This window comes from Microscilla marina ATCC 23134 (genome assembly GCF_000169175.1).
Lineage (GTDB): Bacteria > Bacteroidota > Bacteroidia > Cytophagales > Microscillaceae > Microscilla > Microscilla marina.
The window spans coordinates 13522-29889 of record NZ_AAWS01000024.1 but is presented as its reverse complement, the minus strand read 5'-3'; the positions used below and the strand labels follow the sequence as shown (position 1 = coordinate 29889).

9 protein-coding genes are annotated in these 16368 nt (G+C 41.9%); 3 read left to right on the top strand and 6 right to left on the bottom strand.

What is annotated here, in order from left to right; genetic code table 11:
- The first annotated feature begins 105 nt into the window (after positions 1 to 105).
- The gene (locus M23134_RS21005) at positions 106 to 387 is read left to right on the top strand and encodes a hypothetical protein (protein ID WP_002699660.1); all 282 of its coding nucleotides are present in this window, start codon (positions 106 to 108) and stop codon (positions 385 to 387) included.
- A gap of 87 nt (positions 388 to 474) precedes the next feature.
- On the opposite strand, the gene M23134_RS21000 is transcribed toward M23134_RS21005, so the two are convergent.
- The 3 genes from M23134_RS21000 to M23134_RS20990 form a co-directional block, all read right to left on the bottom strand.
- Entirely contained in the window at positions 475 to 6996 is a 6522-nt protein-coding gene (locus M23134_RS21000; protein WP_157558574.1) for a LamG-like jellyroll fold domain-containing protein, read from the bottom strand.
- Positions 6997 to 7397: 401 nt separating this feature from the next.
- Positions 7398 to 9326, bottom strand: coding sequence for a SpoIIE family protein phosphatase (locus M23134_RS20995; RefSeq protein ID WP_002699654.1), 1929 nt, complete (start codon positions 9324 to 9326; stop codon positions 7398 to 7400).
- A 113-nt stretch (positions 9327 to 9439) separates the two neighbouring features.
- A complete protein-coding gene (locus tag M23134_RS20990) occupies positions 9440 to 10087 on the bottom strand; it encodes a phosphatase PAP2 family protein (protein WP_002699652.1) in 648 nt (215 codons plus the stop codon).
- A gap of 64 nt (positions 10088 to 10151) precedes the next feature.
- On the opposite strand from M23134_RS20990, the gene M23134_RS38590 reads away from it, so the two are divergent.
- The gene (locus M23134_RS38590; protein WP_002699651.1) at positions 10152 to 10712 is read left to right on the top strand and encodes a leucine-rich repeat domain-containing protein; all 561 of its coding nucleotides are present in this window, start codon (positions 10152 to 10154) and stop codon (positions 10710 to 10712) included.
- A gap of 941 nt (positions 10713 to 11653) precedes the next feature.
- Here the strand turns inward: M23134_RS38590 and M23134_RS20980 are convergent.
- Positions 11654 to 12652 carry a LuxE/PaaK family acyltransferase gene (locus M23134_RS20980; protein WP_002699649.1) on the bottom strand — a complete coding sequence of 333 codons (999 nt, stop codon included), beginning with the start codon at positions 12650 to 12652 and terminating at the stop codon, positions 11654 to 11656.
- 232 nt (positions 12653 to 12884) lie between these two features.
- Between M23134_RS20980 and M23134_RS20975 the strand changes: the two genes are divergently transcribed.
- Positions 12885 to 13406, top strand: a complete 522-nt coding sequence (locus tag M23134_RS20975; RefSeq protein ID WP_002699647.1) for a hypothetical protein — start codon at positions 12885 to 12887, stop codon at positions 13404 to 13406.
- A 64-nt stretch (positions 13407 to 13470) separates the two neighbouring features.
- Here M23134_RS20975 and M23134_RS20970 read toward each other — a convergent pair whose 3' ends face one another.
- A complete protein-coding gene (locus M23134_RS20970; protein ID WP_002699645.1) occupies positions 13471 to 15000 on the bottom strand; it encodes a lipopolysaccharide biosynthesis protein in 1530 nt (509 codons plus the stop codon).
- Between the two features lie 457 nt (positions 15001 to 15457).
- Entirely contained in the window at positions 15458 to 16261 is an 804-nt protein-coding gene (locus M23134_RS20965; RefSeq protein ID WP_002699644.1) for an enoyl-CoA hydratase/isomerase family protein, read from the bottom strand.
- Between the last annotated feature and the right edge of the window lie 107 nt (positions 16262 to 16368).

Sequence of the window (16368 nt, the reverse complement as noted above, 5' to 3'; positions counted from 1 at the left end):
AACTCAGTACACCCCTGCCGATGCCTTCTTTACAGATTTACATTCCCTGACAAGGGAATTATTTTTATCAAAGTAATTTTATTTTTCCTCTTAATTATTCATACAATGAAAAGTTTAGAAAATTTTCAAGCACAAGCATTGGTTACATCTCAAGCACAAGCCATTAAAGGAGGTACTTACCCTGACTATATTCAGGCAATGCAAACCCAATTGGCGGGTATACAAAGTAATATAGATACCTTGATGAGCAACGGAATTAGCAGTCCTTCTGACATGATGCAATTACAATCTTTAATGAACCAATACAGTCAACAAAACTCTGCCTTAAATAACCTGATCAAAACTTATAATGACAGCCTAAAAAATATTGCTCAAAACATGAGTTAAGGACGAAATTAGGTGGTATTTAATCACAAAAAACCTGTGGAATATCAAGACTCCACAGGTTTTCTCTCAACTTACAAAGTAGTGTGTTTACTGCTTCATTATTCTTTTTATGTAGACTTTATTGCCCACCATCACCCGCAACACATACATGCCTTGCTGGAGGCTGGCAATGCCTTGATTGATGGCAGTTTGTATTTCGTTTATTTTACCACGGTGTTGCATGAGCCACTTGCCTTGTGCAGTGTATAATGCAACATATACAGGCAGTTGGGTGGCACTCTTGCCACCAAAATCAAGCGTAAGCTCGTTGGTAAAAGGATTGGGGTATACCCTCAAGGTTTGTAGGTCTACACCTTGTACAAACTTTACCGGGCTGTAGCTAAACTTGCCGTCATTGTCTAGTTGTTTCAGGCGATAGTACGCCGAACGATTTGCTTGAGCATCGGTAAACTGGTAGCTGCGTTTCTCGTTGCTGTTACCAGCCCCATCTACAAAACCCAAAATCTTAAAGTCGATGCCATTTTCACTTTTTTGTACTTCAAATCCCGCATTATTGTGCTCGCTAAGGGTTTGCCAGCGAACCAATACGCGTTGATTGTCTTCACGCACTGCGTCAAAATTACTCAAGGTAACAGGTAAGCCACTGGTTCCACCATTCACGGTAGCAGGCATTACCTGACTAAATGTGGTAAAGGCAGGGCTGAAAGTAGTAAAAGTAATGACTCCAGTAGAAGCGTTGGCAGTAGTAGCACCCCCCATAAATACCCAAGGGTCGCTATTGCCCGCGTTAGAAGCACGCTTGTACAACCCAATGTTGCTGGGGTTGGTTTGGTCGTCTACCGATACTGTGTTACCTGTAGGAATGGTAAACTCAATTTGGGCAAGCTGGGTAAAGTTACTATTAGCGCCGTAGTTGCGCACAATCCAATAAGCACTCGGATAAGTTGTTACGTCGGTAGGCACATTGGTAGGAGCATCTACTCCATCGAGCTGAGTCACTACTACATCGCCTTGGGGCAACACTCCTGTAGCAAAGTTGATGGCTACTCCGGTATTGGCAAATACTTGGTTGCCCGATGCCGTAATGTTATTGGTAACACTGCGCCCTTTGCCTACGGGGCAATCAGAAACAGTACGGGTTACACCATTTTGCAAAGTACCATTGTTGCTGCCTATGGCGTCTATTGCATTGCCACTGTCTGCATTGAACTGATAGTAAGCTACTACGCCCGTTTCTGAACCTTCTAAAGTAAGGTGCATATACTCCCTCAACTGAGTTTCTGTACGGGTAACATTCCAAAATCTTACTTCTTCTATTTTTCCAGAGAAATAGTTGCCAGCACCGTTGTCTGAGCCAATAAAGGTACCTGTAGTAGGCACAGCAGGCAAGGCAGTAGATCCTAAGATTTCTTCTTTTCCGTTGACGTATAGTTTAAGATTGGCACCATCGCCTACCAACGCTACATGGTACCAGGTATTGGCAGTAATAGTGGTGGTAGTATTGCTTACTTTAGTCCCGTTTACCCTAGGCACCACATGGGTACCGTCAAATACTAACCCGTAACCATTGCTGCTTCCTGTGGCACCATTGTAAAACAAGGTGCGGTCGCCTGCCCCGGCTCCATCCCACTGAAACCATACTTCTACGGTAAAGTTAGTATTGGCGTTGGTTACCAATGAAGCAGTAGACACATGATGACTCGAAGCGCTGGTGCAAGACAAGTAACTGCCTTTTTCGCTACTGGTGGTAGTTCCTTTCCATTGCCCCAGGCTAATGTACTTGGTAGTGCCACCAAAATCCACCTCATTGAAAGTAACCACATTGCTGGCAAATTCGCTGGCAATGACTACGGTAGCATTTGAGAAATCAGTACCATCATCGTCTATCAATAGGGCAAACTCTCCGGCGGTGATAGCGGTAAAGTTACTAAATTGGCTAATGTCAAATTTTACCTGGGTGGCTCCTACTCCACCGTCTTGTATTTGCCAAACTCGGGCAATGCGCTTATCAACCCCAGCATTGGGTACTCCAGCGTCTACCCCAGCACTATAATTAATTGTTGCAGCATTGTGCCCCCAAGTCATAAATCGTTTATCAACCGAGAAAGTATTGGTATTGCTGGCATTGTCAGTAGCTACAGTGCCCAAACCTACGGTAAGGGCTGCCCCCGAGTTGATGCTCTTTGATTGCTTTTGGTTCAGAGCAGAAAGATCATCGCGCCCTATGCCCGCAATATCATTCAAGTAAGTGGCTCCTGCGGTAGCATCCCACATTTTAGTGGTTCCGTCCGAAGCGAGGTAATCGCCCGATTTGGTAATGCCATATTTAAGCCCTAGGTAAGATTCTATTTGTTGTTGCTGAGTGGCATTCAGAGAAGATGTATAGACAATCATTTCACCCAGAGTAGCATCCCAGTAGTTAGCCCCATCTGTTCCTATAAGCATATCATTGTTTTGCCCAGTAAAACCAGTAGCGGTTGCATCATTGCCAATGTTTACACCATTGCGGCGAATGTCCTGATTATTGCCATCTGGAGTGGTAGTAGTACTACTATAATTTAGCGTCCACAAAAACGGATCAGTGGTATTGCCTCCCCAAGTGGCAGTAAGTACATGATCACCCGCATTATTTCCAGCATTCCATTCAATATCGGTTGTTCCAGGAATAAAGGCATTGAATGCCCCCGTACTTACTGTTTCTTGAAATGCGGCATCGGTGTTGGTGCTATTGGTTCGGCTTAACATATACACGTTCACATCGGTAATAGCACTTGCCCCAAAAATACCCCCAGAGGTAGTCAAAAGTTCACTGTTGGCACGGTCAAAAGTAAGCACAGGGTTAAAGTTAAACCCGTTGGTTACTAACAAAGGACCATTAGTAACCTCTGTAGCATTTGCCACTCCACTTCCACTTTGGTCGTTCCACTGGGTCACATTAGTTGTTCCTGTGACTCCTGCATTAGCCTTTAGCCACAGCCTCAACCCAGTAGTAACTCCACCAGGCGCGGCTTGTTGCCCTATCCCCTGAATAGTAAAGTTATACACCCCTTCGTCACAATCGTCATTGTTAATAGTTATTTCTGCTTCGCGGGTGCCTATAGCACTGGGGCTAAAGGTCACTGTAAAAGTAGCCGAACCACCCGCAGCAATGGTGGTAGGTGCAGTACCCAAGGTATAATCGCCAGGCACAGCGCCGCCTAAGGTAATATTGGTAATATTGAGCGTAGCGGCTCCTGTGTTTTGAATGGTATAAGTAATAGTATTACTAATGCCTACATACACATTGCCAAAGTCGGTGTCTATAGTTCCATTGATTGCCGTACTGCCATCTACAATGTCATTGTTATTACCTTGCACATTGGCTTCGGGCTGGTTGGCAGGCGTTGTTCCACTTACATTGTTGCCCGAACCATCTACCCAGTTAGAGGTTTGTCCACTGTTTACACTGCCGTCGAGTCCCACAAAGTTGGTCAAAGTACCCGTATTGTTGTTGGTGCTTACATCAGGCAAAGCAGTAAGCCCAGTATTGTTGCCTGCAGCGGTTCCGTGGTTAAAATTATAATAAGCCACTAACCCTGTTTCGGTACCTGCCAGTTCTATTCCTTTGTAGGCGTTTATTTCGGCACAAGTGCGGGCTACATTCCAGATACGTACCTCATCTATCACACCATCATAGTTTCCAACCGAACCTTGTCCCATAAATATGCTAGAAGCATTGGCAATGTTGGTAGTTCCTCCAGTGTAAGTACCAACCAATTGTCCATCCAAATACAAACGCCAATCGGTGCCATCATAAGTAACAGCCAAGTGGTACCACTGCCCCGCTGTGATAGTTGTAGACAAGTTATCTCCGCCATCTACATTTACGTTAAGCGTTCCCGAGTTATCCTTAAAATCTATAAAAGGGTTGGCTCCTGCCAAAGCATTGTTCCAATGGAAAATATTGTTAGTCCCCAAAGTTCCTACATTGACCCACATTTCCAGGGTTACATTAGTAAGCCCTGTTCCATCTACAGTGGCTTCCACATAATCATCTATTCCATCAAAATCCAACGCATTTTTCACCTTAGTAAACCCAGCCAAATAGTTAGAAGATGTCCCTTCGTTCAAACTAGTAGAGGCTGTACCTGTCTCGAAACCAGTAGTGCTAATATCAGTACTATTGTTGCCGTTAAGACTAGCATCTAACACGGTAAGTTCGGTAGTATTATTGCCTCCGGCAGTTCCTTGGTTAAAATTGTAATAAGCTACCAAGTTGGCTTCGGTTCCTGCCAGTTCATTGTTCATATTAGCAATGAGTTCATTCTGAGTACGTACATCACTCCAAACCCTTACCTCATCTATCAATCCATCATAATTTCCAGCAGCTCCCCCCGCCATATACAAAGCGGTAGCGTTGGCAATGTTGGCAGTTCCACCTGTATAGGTTCCCGCCAATTGTCCATTTTTATACAAACGCCAATCAGTACCATCATGGATCAAAGCAATGTGTGTCCATTGCCCCGCCAAAATAGTAGTAGAAAGGTTGTCTCCTCCATTCACATTTACATTGAGGGTTCCCGATGCATCTTTAAAATCTATAAAAGGGCTGGCTCCTGCCAAAGCATTGTTCCAGTGTAAAACATTGCTGGTGCCCAACACACCTGGGTTTAACCACATTTCTACAGTTACATTGGTTAGCCCTGTTCCATCCAAACTAGCCGTTACATGGTCACCTGTCCCATCAAAATCTAAAGCATTGGCATTGCCCGAAGCACCAGTACCACGCACCTGAAAAGTATAAGCCGCTTCGTCACAATCATTGCTATTGATGGTGATGGTAGAGGTGTGCACACCCGACATGGTAGGGGCATAAGTAATGGTAAAGGTGGTATTGTTACCCCCCGTAAGGTTGCTCAAAGTAGATACAGAAAAGTTGGCATCTGAGCTAGTGACTGAACTCACCATCAAAGTACCTGTGTCTGTGTTTTGTAAAGTAAAAGTTTGTGATACATTGCTACCAATGGCCGTAAAAGGAAAGAAGGTGTTGAGGGTAGTATTGATAGTGGTTTCGCCACTGGCAATGTCATTGGTGTTGGCTTGCACATTTATTTCGGGTTGCAAGTCGGGGCTATTGCCGCTTACATTGTTGCCTGAACCGTCTACCCAGTTGCTAGTGGCACCCGAAAGAGTAAAAGTATTTAAGGTACCATTGTTGGCATTGGTGCTTAGGTCAGGCAAAGTAGTTACACTAGTATTGGTACCCAAAGCTACTCCATAGTTGAAGTTATAATAAGCTGCCAACCCAGTTTCGTTGCCTTTGAGCTCTACATCTTTGGTTTCTTTGATTTGGGCACAAGTGCGTGCTACATTCCATATACGTACTTCGTCTATGCTACCATTAAAATAGAGTGTTCCGCCTCTACGTCCTATCTCTACCTCATTGGTATTATTGGTAATTGTTCCTGTGTAAGCTACCGTATTTTCTTGCACCCCGTCGACATAAATTACTACATTAGCTCCATCATACGTAGCTGCTATATGGTGCCAGTTTCCATCATTTACATCACTAGTACTATATAACCACGCAGCTGATACGCCTTCTAAAAAAATTCCTGCCTTGCCTGCCGAAACATTCACTGAAAGATACCAAGAAGAAGCACTTTTAGTTGTAATATATTGTTCTGTAGTGTTGGTAGTGTTAACCCAGGCTTCCAAAGTAATATTTGAAGTAATCGCTAGAGAAGCATTATGTGGAATACTTACATAATCATCTATTCCATCAAAATCCAACGCATTATTTACCGCTGTAAAGCCTCCCACAAAATTAGAGGTGGTACCCGTTTTGGTAAAGTTGGTGAGCGTTCCATTCAAGTTGTTGGTTGTAGCATCAAACACTGTAGTCAAAGCAGCATTGTTGCCATTGGCTACTCCCTCGTTGAGCGGGTAATAGGCTACTAGGTTGGCTTCGCTCCCTGCAAGAGTGTTGTTCATATTGAGTGAGATTTCTTTTTGGGTACGAATGTCATTCCACACACGTACTTCATCTATTTGCCCTTGAAAATCATTGGTAGCTGCTCCGTTAGTGCCTATACGAAAATCTAAGGCATTGCTCAAATCACCCGCAGCGTTGTCACTCCCTTTGGCTACTTCTACCCCATTGATATAAAGCTTGATATTGTCGGCTCCAGTAGAAGGATCATAACTTGCAGCAATGTGCGTCCAGCTCGTCAGAAAAGTAGCCGTATGCGATAGTTGCACTGTATTGGGTATCCCGTCTACTACCGTAAACACAAAATCGGTTCCGTTATGCACCAAGTCATACCCCTGCCCTCCGTTTCGTTTACTAATCAAAGTTTGGGTGCCTGCCCCTGCATTTTTCGCCCAGAGTTCAAAGGTAAATGCTTGGCTATTAAAATCAAGCGAGGCATTGTCTGGTACATTTACATAATCACCAGTCCCATCAAAATCCAGCGCATTATTGGTTTGTGCCCACCCCTGAGAACCAACTAAGGTAATCAAACAAAGTAAGGTTAATAAATACCGCCAAACGGCAGCTTTGGGTTTATTTTTGTGAATCGTTTGAAGCAAGCCTACATACTGCAGCCTTTGAGTAGTTGTTGTTCTCATTTCTATAATTGTATAAGTTGAGGTGTCATAGTCCGACAAAATCAGCAAAACTGATCAATCGTACAATGTTAGTTTCAGAATGTTTTTTTAGCAAAACAAGGTATTGCTTCTACCAAAATACAAATACAAGGGGTTAATTAAAATTTTACTCCAATAAATATCGGCTAAATAGCACGTAAGTTTATACAACAACTACTACAATTAATCTGATGAGGTAATTTTACTTACATAAGTAATAAGGAGGGGTAAGCTTGTGATAAGCAAATAAGTAACGACAAGCCTTAAAAAACAATGCATATTGGTGTAGCGCACCATCAAAAGGTAGGGGTGACTCACGGTAGGTGCCTGTTTATTAGCTTCATTTGAACAGCGTTTTAGAACTTTACTTGTTCAATAAAAAATTATAAGCTAACCCCCATCACCAAAATATCATCACGTTGGGTGGTGTCAGTCATGTGGGTTTGCAAGAATTTTTGCAGGTCTTCTTTTTGGGCATTTAGTTTTTTTGGGGCAATGCTTTGCAATAATTCTTTGAAGGTATCTGTCCCAACTTTTTTCCGATCTTTGTTATTTTGATCTACAAATCCATCCGTAGTCAGGTAAATAACACTCTCTTGGTCAAGCACCAGTTCGTGCTGAATAAACAATAAGTTATTACGGTGAAAACCACCAATAGACCGCCTACAACCTTTTATCTCTTGCAGATGGGTTTCGCCCGCAGAAATATAATACAACGGACGTTTGGCTCCAGCAAAAACTATAGATACCTGCCCGTTTTCCAGCGGAGTCAACGTCAGAAAAATAATATCCATCCCCTGTTGGTTGGTTTCATTACTTCCCTGCAACGATTTTTGTAAATCTACGTGGCAACGGTTCAAGATATCGGCAGGATTGTCTAGTTTTTCCATCATTACCAGCTTGTCCAACATCATATAGCTCACCATAGACATCAGTGCTCCCGGTACTCCGTGTCCGGTACAATCAGCCACCGCCAAAAACACCCGATTGTCGCGGTGGGCTACCCAGTAAAAATCACCTGAGACAATGTCTTTAGGTTGGTACAACACAAAATAGTCAGACAGCAAAGCTTGTAAACGCTGTTCATGCGGCAATATGCCATTCTGAATCACTTGAGCGGTTTGTATGCTTGCTGCCACTTCTTTATTTTTTCGCTCCAGCTCTGTATTTTTATTTTCTATAAAATGCTGTTGCGTCAATATTTGCTCTTGCTGCTGTCTCAGTTCTTCGTTTTTACTGGCAAGCTCGGTACCTTTTTGCTTTAATAGTTGATTGCTTTTTTGTTGCAACTGGTAGCGACTATAAATAAAAAATGCAATGATTAATATTGCCAATACTGCGATGACAGAGGCGTTGCGTTGCCATACCTGCCGATTAATTTCCAGTTGTTTTTTGGCAATTTCCAACTCCTTGAGTTCTTTTTCTTTAGTTAACAGCAACACATTTTTATCATTGCCGCTTTCGGTTCGAGCTATTTGCCAAATCAGGTCGGTTACATCGTCTCCAAAGTACTTTTTTATCAAACGATTGACCAAAGGCTTAAACTCTGGGGAAGCAAAGAAGGCATTGATTGGCTCATCCCAGTCACTTTTCAGGGGCAATACGATGGCCATCCCTATTTTATTGATTTGAAAAAGGTTTTGCCGTTTTACCTTTATATTGTCCTGTAGGGCAGTAAAATAGGTGGTCAATTGTACATAAGCAATACAGTTGTCGTTTTGAGACACCATTAAGGGGGCATCTTCAAAGTGCTCAATATTTTTATATTGGAGGTTAGAAAAATAAGGGGCTATTCGCTGAATGTGTTTTACATCGGTACTATTGGGCACTTGTACTACAGTCAAGCTATCAAAGCTGGCGTTTATGTCGTTGGTGTCGGCTAGTATAGGGAGATTATTGCTTGAAATCACAATAGAAATATCGGGCATGTAGATCGGGCTAAACTGTACTTCTTTTCTGCGGGCACTGGTTACCGAAAAAGAAGAAGCGGCAAAGGTTCCCGATGGTCCATTTTTTACTTGACTGTATACCTCTCCAAAGCTGTTTTGCAAAGCGAAGTTGAGTTGGGTTTTCACCTCATATTCTTTACCGACAAATTTCACAAAGTAACGTAAAAGTTCTGCCTCTAACCCCGTAACCTGTTGGTTTTTGGTATAAATAAAGGGGGCAAAGTTGATATGATACACCGTAATGTCCGCTTGTTTGGTCTTTTTGGCTTTGCGCCAGGAAGTTTGTGCTGCTAAGCCTACTCCTACTAATAGCATCAGGGTGGTTAAATACCACTTCAAACCAAAATACCTTGTTAAAATCATCTCAATATTGTTTTATGTGACTATAAAAATCACCCATAGCCAGTGTTAAAGACAGATACACTTTGAACGAAAGAATTCAGTGGTTGATTTGCCCAAAATGTTGCAAGTATCGATTATCCCAGGCGTTTTTGCATCAAAGCACTTTCGCCTACTTTTTTATGCTCAAGCCACCACAGGAAAAGGCACATGGTAGTTGTACCCAAAATAGCTCCAAAGTAAGTGTCGACAAAGAAGTGCTGCAACAAATATACCCGTGATATAGCCGCAAATAATGCCAGGAAAAAAAACAATGCTTTGAGGTAAGAAGACCGCACTATAAAAGCAAACGCAAGAAAAACCGCAAAAGCGGTAGTGGTGTGCCCCGATGGAAAGCTATTGCAGCAGCTTAAATGTTCAAATTCATACCCGCTGACAAAATTGAGCGATGAATCGTTGCCAAAAAATGACTTGGGGCGTCCGGCATTGGCGTAAATAGTACGTTTGAACAACTGAGTAACCAAACCACTCAGTAAAGGTAATAAAGCCAATAAAGCATAGTAAAACCGGACAAAAAGCAACACTCCCCCCATGATCAAGCAAAAGGTGCCATCACCCAAAAAAGTGACATATTTAAAAAACACATCGCCCAATGGGGTATGTCTTTGATTGAGCCACAGCTCTAGTTCTCCTTTTTGGTGGTTTAACAAAAGGATGCCTCCTATAATAAGGTAGAGGGTCAGTAAGATGAAAAATATGGAGTTTTGACGGATAATTTGGCGCATTGTCTTAAAATTTGATGCAAAAATAGAGAAATTTGCCAATAACTCACTTTAAAACAATGCTTTCATGAATCACTCTATCGATGACATCAGCAACTTGGTACGATTGCTTAACAGCGAAAGTACAGAAAACTTTCAACTGGCGATTCAAATTGCCAAAGGAATGGACTTGCCCAAGACATTTTACCAAGGGCTTACCAAAACCAAATATTCCTGCTGGCTGTGTTTAAACGAAGAGTTGATGGCTCCTTTGCAAGAAATGACTACGCTGGACTTCTCATTTATGGGCATCAAAAGTTTGCCCGATCAATTGGGTCAGCTCAAGCAACTTCAAACCCTGAAACTAGACTATCATCGTTTGAAGCAGCTACCCGAAGTAGTCAGCCAACTTACCCGCCTCGAAACCCTGGAACTTTTTTATGGCATGTTGCATTCATTGCCCGCTAGTTTGGTACAATTGACTCAACTTAAGCACCTCGACCTCAGACAAAACCGCCTGATGACCCTGCCCGAAGTGCTCTGGCAAATGCCCCAGCTCAAAACTATCCAACTTACGGGCAATTTGCTCACCGTAGAACAAATACAAGCTTTGCAAGAGGCATTGCCTCAGACCAATATTTTGTATTAGTCCATAGCGCCTGCAGGGGAAATCTTCAAGCGACAAGTCGCAAGTCCTTAGATACCGATGAATATCGGTGCTACACCCTATTCCACAGGTAACTACACTTTTTCTATCATGTTGATTTTTAGTAACTTATAAAAAGCCCTGACAAGGTGCTAGGTACACCCTGTTCCATAGGCAACTAACAAATCCATCGTATGCTTGTTTTCAGTGGTTTACAAATTTTATAGTTAGAAGCACTAACAGGGGCAAGCTTTAAGCGACAAGTCGCAAGTCCTTAGATACCGATGAATATCGGTGCTAGACCCTGTTCCACAGGTAACTACACTTTTGTATCACGTTGATTTTCAGTAGCTTATAAAAAGCGTAGTTAGAAGCTTCTACAGCTATTATACCAAATCGCTGCCATTACCCGTACACTAAATTCTTTGTATGTCTACCTCTAAAAGCCATCACCAAGCTTACCCTCCTCCTCTTGGTCTTAAGCGCAACTGACCAAGAGAGCGGGTAACAATAGCGAAGAATGTGCATTGTGTTGGTCTTGCCAAAAACCCAATACAAGAGATAGTTATGCTTGAATTACTTAACAGTGAGTTTGTATGGGTTTTCAACCAGCCTTGGTATTATATTAGCTTTAGGCTAGTACTCCAGACACTAAATATGTAAAGCACTATTTCGCTTCCTTTGCCCTTTGACTTCTCTTGAAAAATATCACGTAGCTACGGCTATGCTCAATTTTTCAAGATCGTCAAAGAACAAAATTTAACCAAATTGTTACTTTACCTACTTAGAAGCTAGAGTACTAGTTTGCAGACACGTGAGCAATTTTATAGATTACTGATTATTAATGGTTTACAAAATGGATAGATGGAGGTTTAGCCTCACTTCGAGGGGCTTCAGAGCACCTCAGCAATAAAAAAACAGAGCCCTCTAACCATTTCTCAATACTAAACCACCAACAAGTTACACCCCCGAATATCGCTGTTGTCTAGGCGTCCTAATACCTGAAAGGTGCGCTCGCCAGTGACTTTACCCAGGTCTTGGGTGGCTATAAAAGCACAAGAATCTACATTGGCCAAGTCTATTATATTGATGGCTCCATAACGCAGATTGTTGTTTATATACAAAGGGTCGTTTACGTCGCGTAATAGTATGCGCATGGTAGTGGGCATGTCAAACTCTTCGTGCCCACTAGAGTAAGCTTGCGACAACAGTTCGGTCATGCCATACTCTGAGTGCACTGCTGCTACCCCAAAGCGCTCTTTTAATGCTTTGTGTACTTCTGATCGCAACATTTCTTTGCGCCGTCCTTTCATTCCTCCGGTTTCCATGAGTATTACCTCCGACAAATCTACCGTGTGCGCTTCAGCAAGGTCTAGCAAGGCAAAAGTGACTCCTATCAAAAGTATTTTACGCTGACTGTTTGCCTGCAAATGCTTTAGCTTGTCTACCAACATTTGGGTGTTGTGCAGAAAAAAGTCCGATTCGGGTGATTGGCTTTGCTCAATGAAATGCTGTACCATATATACCAACGAAGAGTTGTTGCGTTCGAGGTAAGAGGGCAACAAAGCAAGGACATGAAAGTCAGTCAACGCCCCGTATTTTTGCTCAAATAGTTGTTGACTCACCTTTCGGTAAAAGTCCAAATCTAACACATGATGCTTGCTGGTGGTTTGCATAGTGGTAGCACTACTTTCAAACGTCTTTTGAATGATAGCTTGGCTATTGCCACTAATGATTTGATGCGATTTGAACAACTCAACGGGCAAAAAAGGAATATCTGCCAAGCGTTTTACTTGAGCAGGTTTTACCGATAAATAACCCACGTATTCTTTGTACACGGCATTGTGCGCTACCTGATAATGAAATAATTCAGTAGCATATTGCTCAAAATCAGCGTCCTGTAGTTGTAAAATATTATTTTTAAAGCTTTCGCTGAACTTCATAAACTTGGAAATAGGTTTCAAGTAGTAAAATAATTGTATTATTGTATTTGTTTTACAAATACCCAAGTATACCACACAGGTATAAAACTGCAAGAGGATTTCATCATAGAGCTTGTTTAAGGTTTAGCTTCGCTGAGCTTGCCCTAAAGGGCTGCGGTTCTCCAAGTGATTCAAAACTTAAATTTTTGCTCTCAAAGCATAAACCTTAAACAAGTTCATAATTTTCATACGAATGAAAAAAACAAGTTATATTTTTTTGAGTGTTTGGTGTATGTATTTAGCCTGGGCAATGACAGGCTGTATTTCTAAGCCCAAATTTAGCCTAAGCCCTGACATAGACTTTGACAAAATAGAGGTAATCAGAACTACTGATCAGTTGGGCAACCCGTCCGACTCCATTTCTATTACCATCAAGTTTACCGATGGTGACGGCGACTTGGGTGCCTTGTCTAATAATGAAGGGGATAATTTTTTTGCCAGCATTTACCTAAGAAGAAATGGCCAATTTGTCAAATTTGAACAGCCTAGCTCAAGCCTTACATTCAACGGTAGGTTTGATGACTTAAGCGGAGGCTCTCCGGGTCCTATTCAAGGTACATTGCAGTATAGTTTTCCTGGTATTCGGGTAGCCAGTTACACAGAACTGGGGATTCCGAAAAACGATATTTGGAAGTTTCAAATATATATACAAGACCGGGCAGGCAATACAAGCGACACCATCTTTACTGACTCTGTCACAGTTAACACCGACTAATTTGAACCCTCTTTTATACTTCTTTTTGTGTTTTGTATTACTTGGAAACAACTGATTCAACTTTTTATTGTTTGGGTTGCTTTCTGTTTTTTAGGCGGGCAATCAATGTCTTTATATCTTGCCACTCTATTACTACTAACAACGCCAAGTAGCCTACAAACAAGCCTTGATGCAACAAAAAATTCATCAAGGCACTTCCCAGATTTACAAACTGTACGCCAAACACCAACACCGCTGCCAACCCTATATGAACCAAGGCTGATTTTACCTGATAAGGCACATAAAAGTGTTTTTGCCCAATGAGGTAAGAAGCTACTGTCATACCCATATATACCACCAGCAAAGCCACCGCTGACCCCATATATCCCATGACTGGAATCAACCAGTAGTTAAGTAACAATGAAAGCAACGCCCCTCCGGTTACCAACCAGGTGCCATAAAATGTTTTATCGGTGAGTTTAAACCATATCGACAAGTTGGTATATACTCCCAAAAACAAGTACCCCAACAACATAAAAGGTACTGCGCCGATGGCTTCGCGGTACACTGGTTTGCGTAAAAGCAGTACTATAATATCTAAGTTGAGCCCAATCCCCACCATAAACACAGCACCCGTAATGATGAAATATTTCATCACCCTGGCAAACAACTCTGGTGCTTTTTTGTCTTCTGCCCTGGAAAAAAAGAAAGGATCGGCGGCATATTTAAACGCTTGAATGCCTAAGTTCATAAAAATGGCAAGTTTACCGCAGGCTCGATAAATGCCCACCACTGCTTCGTTGCTTTTGCCATAATAGTAGCCTTCTGGCAAATAGTATTTCAACATAATGGTGTCGAGCAACTGACTGGCAATGCCCGCAATGCCCATAAACATCAACGGGTAAGAATAAATAAACATGGGGCGAAACTGCACCCAATTTAAGCGAAAGCGAAACCTAAGAAAAGAACGGTAAAGCAACAGAAGTACCAGGGCGTTGGCCACCAGGTTTGATAAAATAATGTAGCCAATGCCCATGTCAGGGTTATAGACACGGGCAACCAACGCCTGGTATTGCGTCAAAAACTTGCCTTCATAGATGTTTTTACAGAAGTATAGAAAAAACAAATTACAGCCAATGTTTACAAATATGTTGATGAGCTTGGTCACGGCAAACTGCTTTGCTTTGTTTTCTAACCGCAAACGAGCATAAGGAATAATCAATACAGCATCTACGGCTATGATAATGGCCAGCCATACAATGAGGTGGGAGCTTTCGGGATGCCCCAAACTACGCGCTATAGGTTGGGCACATACAATAAGTAAAGTAGAAAAAATGGTGCTAGTCACCAATATATAAGATAAAGCAGTGTTATATATCTCTTGTGGGTCGTTTTCTGCCTTGGCAGCATACCTAAAAAACGTGGTTTCCATACCATAAGCATACAACACGTTTAGAAAAGCAACATATACGTACAATTCACTCTGAAAACCATAGTCAGCAGCAGCCAATACAGCAGTATACAAAGGCACCAGCAAAAAGTTGAGCATTCTACCCACAATACTGCTCATCCCATACAATATGGTTTCACCTGCCAATTTCTTAAGTACGCTCATAAACTTTATTTGTCAAATACAATAGTCCACAGTGTTCAGATGATAGTCCAATACTGTTCCCTTAAGCCTTGATTGGCTGAAAGTAGTGGGAGCACCTTTGTCCATAATCCACAGTCGATAGTGGCTGACGCACGCACAAAATCTCTACTAAGGAACCGAGCTTGCGAGCTCTGCGTCAGCTAAACAGCATTGAACGATAGTCTATAGATAACTCGAGTAACTACTCACTTTATAAGTCTCTAAAAATCAAAAACTTACACTACAATTACTTCACTTATTTGTTTTTCAAGCACCAGCACTTTTATAACAAATACTCAAGTAAGTAAAAACTAAATAGTTAAGTTATTGCGGAACATTGAAATAATGAGTTTGCAAACATAAAAAAATCCCTCTTTATAATGGTTAATTAAAAGAGGGATTCATCAAGGAAACTCCTTGAAAATATCGTTGTGTTGTATTATTCGCCTTTAAAATCGGGCTTTCGTTTTTGCAAGAAAGCTTCCATTCCTTCGTGAAAGTCTTCTGTACCAGCTGATTGTCCAAAATATCGGGCTTCTTTCAAATACCCTCTTTCATCACTGCTATATACTTCATTTACCGACTTGATCACCATAGCAATCGCCAAAGGCCCTGACCCCGAAATTTTAGTCAAAATCTCCCGGCTTTTGTTCATCAACTCTTCGTGAGTAGTTACCATGTGGTTTACCAAACCAAGGTCTTTTGCCTCTTTTGCCGATAACATGTCGCCTGTCATGATCAACTCAAGTGTTTTAGACTTCCCTATGCTTTGAGTAAGACGTTGGGTGCCCCCAAAACCTGGCAATGTGCCCAGCTTTACCTCAGGTAAACCAAACTTGGCTGCTTCTACAGCAATACGCATATGACAAGCAAGTGCCAGCTCACAACCCCCTCCCAATGCATAGCCGTTAACAGCCGCAATGATTGGTTTTGTGCAGTTTTCGATAATGGCAAATACGTCTTGTCCATTTTGCGAGTAGCGTTTAGCGCCCACCTCGTCCAATTTGGCGAGTTCGGCAATATCAGCTCCAGCAGCAAAGGCTTTAGTACCTTCACCTGTAATAATTACCGACAGAATATCACTGTTGGTATTTACCTCCTTCATTGCTTTGCGCAAATCCTCGATCGTATCATAGTTCAAGGCGTTTAGTTTAGAGCCACGACGGATAGTAATGGTGGCAATACCATCGGATATTTCTATATCCAGGTTTTTAAGTTCTGTATTGCTAATAGTAATCATCATATACTCACATTAGTTTTCGAGCCCAAAATAGCAAAAAGTAGGCGTATGTTTACATATAAGTACTTTATTTCAGGTTTTTGTTGAAATGTTACAACAAAAAAACAAAT

Bases quoted from the DNA above. Each gene is read 5' to 3' on its own strand.
- M23134_RS38590 (WP_002699651.1), top strand. From the start codon at position 10,152: ATGAATCACTCTATCGATGACATCAGCAACTTGGTACGATTGCTTAAC.
- M23134_RS21000 (WP_157558574.1), bottom strand. From the start codon at position 6,996: ATGAGAACAACAACTACTCAAAGGCTGCAGTATGTAGGCTTGCTTCAA.
- M23134_RS20980 (WP_002699649.1), bottom strand. From the start codon at position 12,652: ATGAAGTTCAGCGAAAGCTTTAAAAATAATATTTTACAACTACAGGAC.
- M23134_RS20970 (WP_002699645.1), bottom strand. From the start codon at position 15,000: ATGAGCGTACTTAAGAAATTGGCAGGTGAAACCATATTGTATGGGATG.
- M23134_RS20975 (WP_002699647.1), top strand. From the start codon at position 12,885: ATGAAAAAAACAAGTTATATTTTTTTGAGTGTTTGGTGTATGTATTTA.
- M23134_RS20965 (WP_002699644.1), bottom strand. From the start codon at position 16,261: ATGATGATTACTATTAGCAATACAGAACTTAAAAACCTGGATATAGAA.
- M23134_RS20990 (WP_002699652.1), bottom strand. From the start codon at position 10,087: ATGCGCCAAATTATCCGTCAAAACTCCATATTTTTCATCTTACTGACC.
- M23134_RS20995 (WP_002699654.1), bottom strand. From the start codon at position 9,326: ATGATTTTAACAAGGTATTTTGGTTTGAAGTGGTATTTAACCACCCTG.
- M23134_RS21005 (WP_002699660.1), top strand. From the start codon at position 106: ATGAAAAGTTTAGAAAATTTTCAAGCACAAGCATTGGTTACATCTCAA.